The organism is Rouxiella sp. S1S-2, from assembly GCF_009208105.1.
Classification (GTDB): domain Bacteria; phylum Pseudomonadota; class Gammaproteobacteria; order Enterobacterales; family Enterobacteriaceae; genus Rouxiella.
The window spans coordinates 4,624,969-4,638,148 of record NZ_WFKL01000001.1 but is presented as its reverse complement, the minus strand read 5'-3'; the positions used below and the strand labels follow the sequence as shown (position 1 = coordinate 4,638,148).

Genomic DNA, 13,180 nt, shown 5'->3' with positions numbered 1-13,180 from the left:
ATTGGCTCCTTAAACTCTGAGATACGCATGCAGTACCCGATTAACGAGATGTTCGAAACCCTGCAAGGGGAAGGCTATTTTACCGGCGTGCCGGCTATTTTTATTCGTTTGCAAGGCTGCCCGGTAGGTTGCAGCTGGTGCGACACGAAACACACTTGGGAAAAATTTGCCGATCGTGAAGTCGATATGCAGCGTATCCTGGTGAAAACGCAGGAGAGTGACGCATGGGGCAATGCCAGCGCCGAAAAACTCCATCAGGTTATCCAGAATCAAGGTTGGACGGCAAAACATATCGTGATAACCGGTGGCGAGCCGTGCATTTACAATCTCGAGCCGTTGACTGAACTGTTGGAACAAAAAGGTTACAGCTGCCAGATTGAAACCAGCGGCACGCATGAAGTGCGTTGCTCGGCCAAAACCTGGGTCACCGTTTCACCAAAAGTGAACATGCGTGGCGGTTACGACATTCTGCCACAGGCGCTACAGCGCGCCGATGAGATTAAGCACCCGGTGGCACGTCAGCGTGATATTGATGCGCTGGAACAGTTGCTTGCCACGTTGAGTAACGATAAGGCGCGCATTATTGCCCTGCAGCCGATCAGCCAGAAAGAAGAAGCCACCAAATTATGTATCGCGACGTGTATCGCGAAAAACTGGCGGCTTTCGATGCAAACTCACAAGTATCTCAATATCGCATAATAATAGCGTTGATTATTGATACTGTTTATAGATGTGACTGACAGGGCCGATTAACCGCGATAAACGCAGCCGGCGGTGCAAGTTTCTTTAATGCGCACCGCGCTCAACAGTGGGAGCAGAGGTTTCATCTTGTTCCAGATCCACTCGGCCAGCACTTCGCTGGTGGGGTTCTCAAGGCCAGGGATATCATTGAGATAATAGTGATCCAGGCTGTCGAGTATCGGCCCAAAGGCAGCTTTTAATTCAGCAAAATCCATCACCCAACCAGTGTGTGGATCCACTTCCCCAGTTATCTCCAAACGTACGGCAAAAGAGTGCCCGTGAAGGCGACCGCATTTATGTCCTGCTGGAACGTGAGGCAGGTGATGAGCGGCTTCGAACATAAAATCTTTAAATAATGTAGTGGTCATAACACTGTCTCGTTGACTGCAAAAAACGCGGCATATTAACGGAATCCAGCCTGTTGCGCCATGAGTTATCTGCTCTGTGAATAGACAGATATTGAGCTTTGGTGTATTTACTCATGGTGACCCCATGACTTACAGTGGTGGCGTAAGATACTAACCTATTGAGATAGTGAATGATTAAAGTGCTGCGTTGGGCCGTACTCTTGCTGATATTTTCTGCAACAGCTAAAGCCGATGACCTATCGAATAATAATAAATCTGCCACGGGTGCGGCACCGGTGGTAAACGGCAGTGCGCCTGTTGCAGCGGCAACGCCTGCTCCAACGCCAACGTCTCCCGCTGCGGCTGCGAAAACGCCGCCTGCGGTGGCTAAAGCCGTATCGCCTAAAGCTGCCGTTAAACCGCCCGCGATTGTGTTAAAAACGCTGGCAGACGGCACGGGCAGTTTTTATTATCCGGCCGGTGGCAATAAAAAGCCGCTTGAAGTCTTTACCTATCAGCCTGCGGGCACCGATGCCAGCACGCCGGTTATCATGGTGATGAGCGGTGCCGATCGTAATGCTTCGACCTACCGCAATGATTGGATCAAAGTGGCCGATCAGTACCATTTCCGTATTGTTGTGCCGCGTTTCACGGATCAGGATTTCCCAGGCGTTTACGGTTACAACCTGGGTAATATCCAAGACCCTAAAACCCATCACCGTGTGCCGAAATCGCAGTGGGGATTTACGCTGGTCAACGATATCTTTAATACCCTGCATCAGCAGGGCATCACGACGCAATCGCAGTACTATCTGTTTGGCAACAGCGCCGGTTGTCAGTTTGTGCATCGCATGTTAACGCTACTGCCTCAGCCAGAGGTGAAGGCCGCGATTTGTGCTGCCGCAGGATGGTGGACACTGCCCGATACCGACCAGCGCTGGCCTTACGGGTTACGCGCATCGCCGATAAAAGTCAGCCAGAGTCAGCTGGCGGAATACTTTGCCAAACCGGTGCTGATTGCCGTGGGTGCGAATGACGATGATCCGGAAAACCGCGTGCTGCGCCACTCTAAAGGGGCGATGGCGCAGGGCGCTAATCGCCTTGAGCGGGCCGAGAACTTTTTTACTACCTCGCAGCAGCAGGCTGAACAAAACTACATGCCGTTTAACTGGCACTTTGTGGCGCTGCCGGACGTTTCCCACGGCGGCAGCAACATGTCGATTTATGCCGCAGGACAGTTCTCGCGATTTGAACAGCAGCATGAGTTTAATCCGTGATCACTCGCCGTTGAGAAGCCTTTTATCTGCGACAACCCTGTGAACATAAAGATATTTCTGACCCCGCAAATGCGGGGTTTTCGCATTTATGGGCCACGATTTAATTGCTCTGAAAGACCCTGATTTTTTTATTAGTTATTTCAGTAGCCTATAACCGCAGCCTTACCACTTTTATCGATAGTTTCTACCTGAAAAAACACTTAGTCATTATGGTTATTTAATATTCCCATCACTTATTTAATTGTTATGATCTCGCTGGTTAACCTACACGCTAACAACACTTTCCGCATAAAACAGCTCGTTGATACTGGCTTAAGCAATAAGGGAATTCGTACCGCGATGACGACTCAGGCACCTCCTACTTCTTTGCTCCCTCTCACCCCGGAGCAGATGGCACGGCTGCAATCGGCGATTGGTGACTATTCGCCAACCCAATTGGCCTGGTTATCAGGCTATTTTTGGGGAATGACCCATGCGCAGCCGGGTGCAGTTGCGGCACCTGCTCCCGCAGCGGCTGCGGCGTCGATTACGCTGATATCTGCCTCTCAGACCGGCAACGCGCGCCGGTTGGCCGAGCAACTGCGCGATGCGCTGGTGACGGCTAAGCTTAACGTTAATCTGGTGAACGCCGCTGATTACAAGTTTAAGCAGATTGGTCAGGAGAAACTGTTAGCGATCGTGGCCTCAACGCAGGGTGAAGGTGAACCCGCCGAGGAAGCCGTGGCGTTGCACAAATTCCTGATGTCTAAAAAGGCGCCGAACATGCCAGATACGGCGTTTGCTGTGTTTGGACTGGGCGATACTTCTTACGAATTCTTCTGTCAAGCAGGTAAAGATTTTGACACCCGCTTGGGCGAACTCGGTGCAGAGCGCCTGCTCGACAGAGTAGACGCCGACGTTGAGTATCAGGAGCAGGCTGCTGACTGGATCAAGCGTGTCGTGGAGGTGCTGAAAAAGCGCGTTCCTGCCGAATCCTCGGCTGCTCAGGCCGCCTCGGTAGAGGGTAATGTTAACCTGCTCGACAGCAGCCCTTATACTAAAGAACAGCCGTTGATTGCCTTGCTGTCAGTGAATCAGAAGATTACCGGTCGCGACTCCGACAAAGACGTTCGCCACATTGAAATTGATTTAGGCGATTCAGGCCTGCGTTACCAGCCGGGCGATGCGCTGGGCGTGTGGTTTGAAAATGACCCGTTGCTGGTTAAAGAACTGGTGGAGCTGCTGTGGCTCAAGGGCGATGAGCCGGTTGAGGTTCACGGCAAAACGCTGCCGCTGAGTGATGCGCTGCAGCACCACATTGAACTGACGCAAAATACCACGGTTATCGTTGATAAATACGCCGCCGTCTGTCGTGACACCGACCTGCTGGCGCTGTTAACCGACAAAAGTGCGCTGCAGCAGTACGCGCAAACCACGCCGTTCGTTGACATGGTGCGCCGCGCACCGACCGAACTGCAGCCGCAGCAGCTTGTTGAGTTGCTGCGCCCGCTGACGCCGCGCCTTTACTCGATTGCGTCGTCTCAGGCAGAAGCAGAAACCGAAGTTCATATTACCGTCGGTGCAGTGCGTTATGACATTGACGGCCGCGCGCGCAGCGGTGGCGCATCGGGTTATCTGGCCGATCGCCTTGAGGAGGATGCAGAGGTCCGCGTGTTTATCGAGCATAACGACAACTTCCGTCTGCCGGCCGACCCGCAGACCCCGGTCATCATGATTGGCCCTGGGACGGGTATCGCGCCGTTCCGCGCCTTTATGCAACAGCGCGACAACGACGGTGCGGGCGGCAAGAATTGGCTGTTCTTTGGCAATCCGCACTTCACCGATGATTTCCTCTATCAGGTTGAATGGCAGCGTTACGCCAAAGACGGTCTGTTAACCCATATCGACCTGGCCTGGTCTCGTGACCAGTCCGAGAAAGTTTACGTGCAGGACAAGCTGCGCGCTAAAGGCGCCGAGGTCTGGCAATGGCTGCAGGAAGGCGCGCACATTTATGTCTGCGGTGACGCAAACCGAATGGCGAAAGACGTTGAACAGACGCTGCTTGAGCTGATTGCCGAGCACGGTTCAATGGATATCGAAACCGCCGATGAATTTTTGAGTGACCTGCGTTTTGAGCGTCGTTACCAGCGAGATGTCTATTAATGAGCACTGAAATTATGAATGACAAACATCCCGGCCCTTTGGTGGTCGAAGGCAAGTTGACCGACGCAGAACGTCTTAAAAAAGAGAGCAATTTCCTGCGCGGCACCATCACCGAGGACCTGACTGACGGCCTGACCGGTGGTTTTAACGGCGATAACTTCCTGCTTATCCGTTTCCACGGCATGTACCAGCAGGATGACCGTGATATTCGCGCCGAACGCGCCGAGCAAAAACTCGAACCGCGTCACGCCATGATGCTGCGCTGCCGCTTACCGGGCGGCGTGATGACCCCTGAACAGTGGTTGGGTATCGACAAGTTTGCTGAAGAAAGCACGATTTATGGCAGCATCCGTATCACCAACCGTCAGACTTTCCAGTTCCACGGCATTTTGAAGCCCAACGTAAAACCGGTGCATCAGTTGCTGAACAAGCTCGGTCTCGACGCGCTGGCCACGGCCAACGATGTTAACCGTAATGTACTCTGTACCTCGAACCCCGTTGAGTCAGAGCTGCACTATGAAGCCTGGCAGTGGGCGAAGAAGATTTCTGAACACCTGCTGCCGCGCACTCGCGCCTATGCCGAGGTGTGGCTGGATCAGGAAAAAGTCGAAACGACGGACGAAGAGCCAATACTGGGTTCAACCTATCTGCCGCGTAAGTTTAAAACGACGGTAGTTATTCCGCCGCAAAACGACGTTGACTTACACGCCAACGATCTGAACTTTGTGGCAATTGCCGATAACGGCAAGCTGGTTGGCTTTAACGTGTTGGTTGGCGGTGGGCTTTCAATCGCGCACGGCGACAAAACGACCTATGCAAGAACTGCCAGCGAGCTGGGCTTTATTCCGCTGGAAAACACGTTAGCGGTGGCAGAAGCCGTGGTAACGACCCAGCGCGACTGGGGGAATCGCACCAACCGTAAAAACGCAAAAACTAAATATACTCTTGAGCGGGTCGGCGTTGAGACCTTCAAAGCTGAAGTTGAAAAACGCGCCGGTATCGCCTTTACCGAGGTTCGTCCTTACGCGTTCACCGGTCGCGGCGATCGCATCGGCTGGGTGAAGGGCATTGATAAACAATGGCATCTGACGCTGTTTGTCGAGAATGGCCGTATTCTGGACTACCCGGGCCGCCCGTTAAAAACCGGTTTGGCTGAAATTGCTCGCGTACACAAAGGTGACTTCCGCCTGACGGCGAACCAGAACCTGATCGTTGCTGGCGTCGATGAAAAAGACAAAGATCGCATAGAAGCGCTGGCACGCAATCACGGCCTGATTGACGACGGTCTGAGCGAGCAGCGTAAAAATTCGATGGCCTGCGTCTCTTATCCGACGTGTCCACTGGCGATGGCTGAAGCTGAGCGCTTCCTGCCAGAGTTTGTGACTAAAGTTGAAGGCATCATGCACCAGCACGGTGTTGGCAAAGAGCACATCGTTCTGCGCGTCACCGGTTGTCCGAATGGCTGCGGCCGTGCGCTGCTGGCCGAAATTGGCCTGGTAGGCAAAGCTATGAATCGCTATAACCTGCATCTTGGCGGTAACCGTGCGGGTACGCGTATCCCTCGCATGTATCGCGAGAACATCACGGATGTAGAGATTCTGGCTATCATCGACGAACTGGTTGGCCGCTGGTCCAAAGAGCGCGAGGCCGATGAAGGCTTTGGTGACTATGTGATCCGCGCCGGTATCATCAAGCCGGTACTCGATCCCGCCCGCGATTTTTACGACTGACAGGAGGCGTTATGACTCTACTCTCCCTTAAAGAACTGAATGCGCTGCCCAAGTCTGGACAGGCGTTGGCACTGGCCGAGGTTAACGGCCAGCTGGAAAAACTTTCCGCCGAACAGCGCGTGAGTTGGGCGTTGGAAAATTTACCGGGCGAGTTTAGTCTATCGTCCAGCTTTGGGATCCAGGCAGCGGTGTGCCTGCATCTGGTCACCCGCCAGCGTCCGGATATTCCCGTTATTCTTACCGATACCGGCTACCTGTTTCCTGAGACTTATCAGTTCATTGACGCACTGACCGAACAGTTGAACCTTAACCTAAAGGTTTTCCGCGCCGAGCATTCTCCCGCCTGGCAGGAAGCGCGCTATGGAAAACTGTGGGAGCAGGGCGTTGAGGGCATTGAAAAGTACAATCTGATCAATAAGGTTGAGCCGATGAACCGCGCACTCGACACGCTGGGTGCCCAGACATGGTTCGCGGGTCTACGTCGCGAACAGTCGGGTAGCCGCGCCAATTTGCCGGTCCTAGCTGTACAGCGCGGCGTGTTCAAGATCCTGCCGATCATTGACTGGGACAACCGCCAGATCTTCCAGTATTTGAAGCAGCATGGCCTGAGCTATCACCCGCTTTGGGACGAGGGATATCTTTCTGTGGGCGATACTCACACCACCAAAAAGTGGGAAGAGGGCATGTCAGAGGAAGAAACACGCTTCTTTGGTCTCAAACGCGAGTGCGGACTGCACGAAGGTTAATGCCGACGTTAAGGGCGATCCTCTAGCCCTTATGTTGATCCCCTCCCCTTTCGGGGGAAGGGGGAAATTGGCGTAATGCCTGCCATGAGCGAAGGGACCTAATGGGTTAGTGCATTACCCCTGCGCAGGTGGGTTTGCCAGCTCCTTTAACAGCGGCAGCAGAATTCTGACGCTGTCTTTCTCACGTTTTTCGATACGCCCTGGCAGATAGCGGTCGAGATACTGCAGATTATCAATCTGCCCCTGATAACGGCTGGTGCCGGTAGGGAAGTGCGGACTGATTGCCCGCTGTTGAAGCCCGTCTTTTTTACCCAGTCGCCAGTCAGTTGCTGACACTTGCAGCAGCGGAATGTGTTCGCTGTCCAGGGCTTTCATCCCTTCACAGCAACTGGTGCCCGTTGGGCTGGTGGTGGCCGCAATCCGCAAGGCGCGCGCGATGCTCAGCGCCTTGTCGCGGGTCAGTTTTGCGACGGCCGCCGAGGTATTGATGCCACTGTTGAAATAGAGCTGGTCACCGACAATCAGCGAATTGATATGAATAACCAGCAGCGTGCGCTTTTTCTCTAACGGATCAAGATTGGCAAGATAGTCGTTAGCACCTTGCTCGCCGCTTTCCTGAGCGCTTAACGCCACGAAGCGTAGACTGTAGTGCGTAGGCAGCTTGCTCATCTGCTCGGCGAGCTCAAGCATTACCCCGACGCCAGAGGCGTTGTCATCCACGCCCTGCAGAGTCAGGCCGCCGAGATTGCGGTCACTGTCTTCGTCGCTTTGCGGCAGATAAGTATCAAAATGCGCCACGATCACGATTTGCTGCGGGACTTTTCCTGCACGGTCGGCAATGACCGTGGTGGCGTGAACAGTGTGCCAGTTCTGACGCCCGTCCTGGCTGGTGTAAAGGTAACGTGCGTCAAACGCGTGCAGGCGGCTTTGGTAACCCATCTTACTAAGGGTTTGATTGAGGTAGTCTGCGGCGATAATTTCGGCAGGACTCCCGGCCATTCTGCCGGGGAAATAGGTCGCGATGTGTCGCGTTTGCTGGCCTGCTATTTGGCCTATTGGTGGATTTTTTAATGATTGGCCCACGGCAGAAACTGCATATAAGCCGCCCAGCGCCAATATCAGTGCTGAACGCGCTACGTGGCGAAAAGAAAACATGCTGAAAATCCTTAGTCAGGTGTCCTTTAATGGTGAGGCAGTTAGTATGCGATTGTGCGGCTAATTTAACAATTTACAGTTTTCTCAAAATGAGCTTTTTCAGGCTATATTCCATTCTGGAACTAATCATTCCATTTCATCATTTCATCTGGATAACGGCCAAGCCGTATAGTCATATTATGGATTTACTTATGCTAAAAGGTTGCTGTGGACTATCTCCCTATATTTGCCGACCTTAAACAACGCCCGGTATTGGTGGTTGGCGGCGGCGAAGTGGCGGCGCGCAAAATTGATCTTCTTCTGCGCGCAGGTGCGCAGGTGCGGGTAGTGGCGCAATCACTTTCTTCTGAAGTTGAACATCTGCGGCAGCAGTCAGCCATTCAGTGGCTGGCAGAGTCATTCATTGCCGACCAGCTTGACGACGTATTTTTGGTGATTGCCGCAACTGATGACGCTGTGCTTAATGCGCAGGTGTATGAAGAGGCCAATCAGCGACACGTGCTGGCCAACGTGGTGGACGATCAGCCTAAGTGCTCGTTTATTTTTCCTTCTATCGTCGATCGTTCGCCGATCGTGGTAGCTATTTCTTCCAGCGGGCAAGCGCCCGTGCTGGCAAGAATGTTGCGCGAGAAACTTGAAACGCTGCTCCCCGCTAGCATTGGCAAAATGGCCGAGATGGCCGGTAACTGGCGGGAACGTGTTAAACAACGCTTTAGCATGATGTCTGCGCGCCGTCGTTTCTGGGAACAGGCTTTTGACGGCAACTTTGCGTCATTGAGCGCTGGCGGTCAGTTCGCCGAAGCGGAGCAGGCGTTACAAGACTTGATTGATGCACCGGACGACGCCACGCATAAAGGCTTGGTGACGCTGGTGGGTGCAGGTCCGGGTGACCCAGGGTTACTGACGCTGCGCGGTTTACAGGTTATGCAACAGGCCGACGTCGTGCTTTATGATTTTCTGGTCAGCCCGGAAGTGCTGGATCTGGTCCGGCGCGACGCTGAAAAAATTTGCGTCGGCAAGCAGGCGGGTAATCATCTGGTGATGCAGGAAGAGACTAACCGTATGTTGGTTGAACTTGCGAAGCAGGGCAAAAAAGTGGTCAGGCTGAAAGGCGGTGATCCGTTTATTTTTGGCCGTGGTGGCGAAGAGCTTGAAGTGGTTGCGGCTGCCGGTATTCCATTCCAGGTGGTGCCGGGCATTACCGCTGCGGCAGGGGCTACCGCCTATGCCGGTATTCCGCTGACCCATCGTGAACGTGCGCAGAGTGTGATGTTTATTACCGGCCAGATCCGCACAGACGGTGACGGTTTACAGTGGTCCGAATTGGCAAAAGGACAACAGACGCTGGCGATTTACATGGGGGCAATGAAAGCTGCCGAAATAAGCCACCAACTGATTGCCCATGGCCGTGGCGCCGAGACGCCGGTGGCGGTGATTTCCCGCGGGACGCGCCCCGACCAGCAGGTATTGACGGGCACGCTGCAAAATCTTGAACAATTAGCCCAACAGGCGCCTTCACCGGCCCTGCTGGTTATTGGTGAAGTGGTAGAGCTTCATCACCAACTCGCCTGGTTTGGGCATCATCCAGAGACTGCCGGCGCACAGCGCCCGACGGTCGTGAATTTGGCTTAAGGATCTGATATGGACGAAAAACGACTCACCCATTTACGGCAGCTGGAGGCGGAAAGCATCCATATCATCCGCGAAGTAGCGGCTGAATTTGCCAATCCGGTAATGATGTATTCCATCGGCAAAGACTCTTCCGTGATGCTGCATTTGGCGCGCAAGGCGTTTTTCCCCGGCACGCTGCCGTTCCCGCTGCTGCATGTTGATACTGGCTGGAAATTCAAAGAGATGTACGAATTCCGCGATCGTACCGCTAAAAACTACGGCTTCGAGCTGCTGGTACATAAAAATCCGGAAGGCGTGGCAATGGGCATCAACCCGTTTGTTCACGGCAGTGCCAAGCACACGGACATCATGAAAACCGAGGGGTTGAAGCAGGCGTTAAACAAGTACGGTTTTGATGCTGCCTTCGGCGGCGCACGTCGCGATGAAGAAAAATCTCGCGCGAAAGAGCGAATTTATTCGTTCCGCGACCGTTTCCACCGTTGGGATCCAAAAAACCAGCGTCCGGAGCTGTGGCACAACTACAACGGCCAGATTAACAAGGGTGAAAGCATTCGCGTGTTCCCGCTCTCCAACTGGACCGAGCTGGATATCTGGCAGTATATCTATCTGGAAAATATCGAAATTGTTCCGCTGTATCTGGCCGCGCCGCGTCCGGTACTTGAACGCGACGGCATGTTGCTAATGATTGACGACGATCGTATCGATTTGCAGCCGGGCGAACAGATAGAAGAGAAAATGGTCCGTTTCCGTACCCTGGGATGCTGGCCGCTGACCGGTGCGGTGGAGTCCGAAGCGCAAACGCTGCCGGAAATCATCGAGGAGATGCTGGTTTCAACCACCAGCGAGCGTCAGGGGCGTGCCATTGACCGCGATCAGTCGGGTTCGATGGAGCTTAAAAAGCGTCAAGGGTATTTCTAAGGAGCACGGACTATGAATAACGCAATTGCACAACAAATCGCTGAGCAGGGTGGCGTTGAAGCTTACCTGCACGCACAACAGCACAAAAGTCTGCTGCGCTTTCTGACCTGCGGCAGTGTGGATGACGGCAAAAGTACGCTGATAGGCCGTCTGCTTCACGACACGCGTCAGATTTATGAAGATCAACTCTCTTCGCTGCACAATGACAGCAAACGTCACGGCACTCAGGGCGAGAAAATTGACCTCGCGCTGCTGGTAGACGGCCTGCAGGCCGAGCGCGAGCAGGGCATTACCATCGACGTGGCCTATCGCTATTTCTCCACCGAGAAGCGTAAATTTATCATCGCCGATACGCCGGGGCACGAGCAGTACACCCGCAATATGGCAACCGGCGCCTCAACCTGTGACCTGGCTATTCTATTGATCGACGCGCGCAAAGGCGTGCTGGACCAAACCCGACGTCACAGCTTTATCGCGACGTTATTGGGAATTCGCCATCTGGTGGTTGCGGTCAATAAAATGGACCTGGTTGACTACAGTGAAGCGGTTTTCGAGCAGTTTAAGCAAGACTACCTGACCTTTGCTGAACAGTTACCCACCGATCTGGACATTAAATTTGTGCCGCTGTCTGCCCTTGAAGGCGACAACGTGGCCACCGAAAGCCAGAAGATGCCGTGGTACAGCGGCCCGACGCTGCTTGATGTGCTGGAAACCGTTAACGTGATTAACGTGCGTGAACAGCAGCCAATGCGTTTCCCTGTGCAGTACGTTAACCGTCCTAATCTCGATTTCAGAGGGTATGCCGGTACGCTGGCCTCGGGGTCAGTACGCGTGGGTCAAAAGGTGAAAGTATTGCCTTCTGGCGTTGAGTCTAGCGTCGCGCGCATTGTGACCTTCGACGGCGACTTGCAGCAGGCCTGGGCCGGCGATGCTGTGACGCTGGTGCTTGATACCGAGGTTGATATTAGCCGCGGCGATACGCTGGTTGATGCCAACGAAACGGTTAAGCCGGTGCAGAATGCCAAAGTGGACGTGGTATGGATGGCCGAGCAGCCGTTGAGCGTCGGTCAGAGTTATGACATTAAGGTGGGTGGCAAGAAAGCGCGTGCCCGCGTTGAAAACATTGAATATCAGGTTGAGATAAACTCGCTGACTCAGCGCGTGGTCGACAACCTGCCCCTAAACGGCATTGGTCTTGTGGAACTGGCCTTTGATGAACCTTTGCTGCTCGACAACTATCAGCAAAATGCAGTCACCGGCGGGCTGATCTTTATCGATCGCCTGACGAATGTCACCGTGGGCGCAGGTTTGGTGCGCGAGCCGCTGGAAGAGGTTTATCAGGAGAAGGATGCCTTTAGCGCCTTTGAACTGGAACTTAACGCGCTGGTTCGCCGCCACTTCCCGCACTGGGGCGCACGCGACCTGCTGGGTGGCAAGTAATTGGCCGGAGAATAAGAGTATGGCTTTGCAGGACGAAAATATCGTCTGGCATCCGCACGCGGTAACGCGTGCGGATCGCGAAAAACAACACGGACACCAAGGCGTAGTACTGTGGTTTACCGGTCTCTCGGGATCGGGGAAATCCACAGTGGCCGGTGCGCTGGAACAGGCACTTTTCAGCCTGGGCGTCAGTACTTATCTGCTGGATGGTGACAATGTAAGACACGGACTTTGCCGTGACTTGGGCTTTTCGGATAACGATCGCCGTGAAAATATTCGCCGCGTCGGCGAGGTCGCCAGGCTGATGGTGGATGCGGGCCTGGTGGTGCTCACTGCGTTTATTTCTCCCCATCGTGCCGAGCGCGAAATGGTGCGTGAGTTGTTGGATAACGGGCAGTTTATCGAGATTTTTGTTGATACCCCGCTGGCTATCTGTGAGGCGCGTGATCCTAAGGGTTTGTACAAGAAAGCCCGCGCCGGAGAGCTGAAAAATTTCACGGGAATTGACTCGGTTTACGAGGCGCCGTTAGAGGCAGATGTTCATCTTGACGGTGAACAATTAGTAACACATTTGGTCCCGCAATTATTAGATGTACTGCGTCGCCGAGGTATTATCAATTCCTGAATGTTGCTGGCAAAACGCCGAAGAGCGTGCCGGTTTACAGTGATAAAACAGGGGTTGGAATATGCAAACGTTAAGTCAGTTATTCACCGACATTACACGTAAGAAACAGACGGAAGAGGAAAAGGAAGAACCTTCTTACTCGATGCTGGGCGGCTGCTCAGGTTTCGTCTTTTTTTGGCTGGCGCTCGCAATCCCCTTTCTCGTCTATGGCTCTAATACACTGTTTTTTCTTCTTTATACCTGGCCGTTCTTTATCGCGCTGATGCCTATATCCGTGCTTATCGGTATTGCCTTCAGCATGCTGTTTAGCGGCAGCGTTTGGAAGACAGTGCCGCTGACCGGATTGGTGGTTATTGGCATGTTCTGGACTGTATTCTCCTTTCTCAGCGGCTGGTAGCATCGCCCTAGTGGCCTTCCTCGACGTATT

12 protein-coding genes are annotated in these 13,180 nt (G+C 53.6%); 10 read left to right on the top strand and 2 right to left on the bottom strand.

Annotated features, from left to right (window positions below):
- The first annotated feature begins 27 nt into the window (after positions 1-27).
- Positions 28-699: a 7-carboxy-7-deazaguanine synthase QueE gene (gene queE, locus GA565_RS21340; protein ID WP_152201695.1), complete on the top strand. Its 672-nt coding sequence runs from the start codon at positions 28-30 to the stop codon at positions 697-699.
- A 50-nt stretch (positions 700-749) separates the two neighbouring features.
- Here the strand turns inward: queE and queD are convergent, their stop codons facing one another.
- A complete protein-coding gene (queD, locus tag GA565_RS21335; RefSeq protein ID WP_055775115.1) occupies positions 750-1,109 on the bottom strand; it encodes a 6-carboxytetrahydropterin synthase QueD in 360 nt (119 codons plus the stop codon).
- 170 nt (positions 1,110-1,279) lie between these two features.
- On the opposite strand from queD, the gene GA565_RS21330 reads away from it, so the two are divergent.
- The 4 genes from GA565_RS21330 to GA565_RS21315 all read left to right on the top strand — a co-directional run bounded on the left by GA565_RS21330 (position 1,280) and on the right by GA565_RS21315 (position 6,983).
- Positions 1,280-2,365, top strand: coding sequence for a hypothetical protein (locus GA565_RS21330; RefSeq protein WP_152200649.1), 1,086 nt, complete (start codon positions 1,280-1,282; stop codon positions 2,363-2,365).
- A 339-nt stretch (positions 2,366-2,704) separates the two neighbouring features.
- A complete protein-coding gene (gene cysJ, locus GA565_RS21325; protein WP_152200647.1) occupies positions 2,705-4,507 on the top strand; it encodes an NADPH-dependent assimilatory sulfite reductase flavoprotein subunit in 1,803 nt (600 codons plus the stop codon).
- Between the two features lie 14 nt (positions 4,508-4,521).
- Positions 4,522-6,237: an assimilatory sulfite reductase (NADPH) hemoprotein subunit gene (gene cysI / locus GA565_RS21320; RefSeq protein WP_152201693.1), complete on the top strand. Its 1,716-nt coding sequence runs from the start codon at positions 4,522-4,524 to the stop codon at positions 6,235-6,237.
- A gap of 11 nt (positions 6,238-6,248) precedes the next feature.
- On the top strand, positions 6,249-6,983 hold the full coding sequence (locus tag GA565_RS21315; RefSeq protein ID WP_152200645.1) for a phosphoadenylyl-sulfate reductase: 735 nt from the start codon (positions 6,249-6,251) through the stop codon (positions 6,981-6,983).
- Between the two features lie 114 nt (positions 6,984-7,097).
- On the opposite strand, the gene GA565_RS21310 is transcribed toward GA565_RS21315, so the two are convergent.
- On the bottom strand, positions 7,098-8,138 hold the full coding sequence (locus tag GA565_RS21310) for an aminopeptidase (protein ID WP_152200643.1): 1,041 nt from the start codon (positions 8,136-8,138) through the stop codon (positions 7,098-7,100).
- Between the two features lie 207 nt (positions 8,139-8,345).
- On the opposite strand from GA565_RS21310, the gene cysG reads away from it, so the two are divergent.
- The 5 genes from cysG to GA565_RS21285 all read left to right on the top strand — a co-directional run bounded on the left by cysG (position 8,346) and on the right by GA565_RS21285 (position 13,150).
- Positions 8,346-9,770, top strand: a complete 1,425-nt coding sequence (gene cysG / locus GA565_RS21305) for a siroheme synthase CysG (RefSeq protein WP_152200642.1) — start codon at positions 8,346-8,348, stop codon at positions 9,768-9,770.
- Positions 9,771-9,779: 9 nt separating this feature from the next.
- Entirely contained in the window at positions 9,780-10,688 is a 909-nt protein-coding gene (gene cysD / locus GA565_RS21300) for a sulfate adenylyltransferase subunit CysD (RefSeq protein ID WP_055775133.1), read from the top strand.
- A 12-nt stretch (positions 10,689-10,700) separates the two neighbouring features.
- Entirely contained in the window at positions 10,701-12,128 is a 1,428-nt protein-coding gene (cysN, locus tag GA565_RS21295; RefSeq protein WP_055775136.1) for a sulfate adenylyltransferase subunit CysN, read from the top strand.
- On the top strand, positions 12,037-12,753 hold the full coding sequence (cysC, locus tag GA565_RS21290) for an adenylyl-sulfate kinase (protein ID WP_193311949.1): 717 nt from the start codon (positions 12,037-12,039) through the stop codon (positions 12,751-12,753). Before cysN ends, cysC begins: the two co-directional genes overlap by 92 nt.
- Before the next feature lie 61 nt (positions 12,754-12,814).
- Positions 12,815-13,150 carry a DUF3561 family protein gene (locus GA565_RS21285; RefSeq protein ID WP_055775140.1) on the top strand — a complete coding sequence of 112 codons (336 nt, stop codon included), beginning with the start codon at positions 12,815-12,817 and terminating at the stop codon, positions 13,148-13,150.
- The last annotated feature ends 30 nt before the right edge of the window (positions 13,151-13,180 follow it).

Bases quoted from the DNA above. Each gene is read 5' to 3' on its own strand.
- queE (WP_152201695.1), top strand. From the start codon at position 28: ATGCAGTACCCGATTAACGAGATGTTCGAAACCCTGCAAGGGGAAGGC.
- queD (WP_055775115.1), bottom strand. From the start codon at position 1,109: ATGACCACTACATTATTTAAAGATTTTATGTTCGAAGCCGCTCATCAC.
- GA565_RS21330 (WP_152200649.1), top strand. From the start codon at position 1,280: ATGATTAAAGTGCTGCGTTGGGCCGTACTCTTGCTGATATTTTCTGCA.
- cysJ (WP_152200647.1), top strand. From the start codon at position 2,705: ATGACGACTCAGGCACCTCCTACTTCTTTGCTCCCTCTCACCCCGGAG.
- cysI (WP_152201693.1), top strand. From the start codon at position 4,522: ATGAATGACAAACATCCCGGCCCTTTGGTGGTCGAAGGCAAGTTGACC.
- GA565_RS21315 (WP_152200645.1), top strand. From the start codon at position 6,249: ATGACTCTACTCTCCCTTAAAGAACTGAATGCGCTGCCCAAGTCTGGA.
- GA565_RS21310 (WP_152200643.1), bottom strand. From the start codon at position 8,138: ATGTTTTCTTTTCGCCACGTAGCGCGTTCAGCACTGATATTGGCGCTG.
- cysD (WP_055775133.1), top strand. From the start codon at position 9,780: ATGGACGAAAAACGACTCACCCATTTACGGCAGCTGGAGGCGGAAAGC.
- cysN (WP_055775136.1), top strand. From the start codon at position 10,701: ATGAATAACGCAATTGCACAACAAATCGCTGAGCAGGGTGGCGTTGAA.
- cysC (WP_193311949.1), top strand. From the start codon at position 12,037: ATGCCTTTAGCGCCTTTGAACTGGAACTTAACGCGCTGGTTCGCCGCC.
- GA565_RS21285 (WP_055775140.1), top strand. From the start codon at position 12,815: ATGCAAACGTTAAGTCAGTTATTCACCGACATTACACGTAAGAAACAG.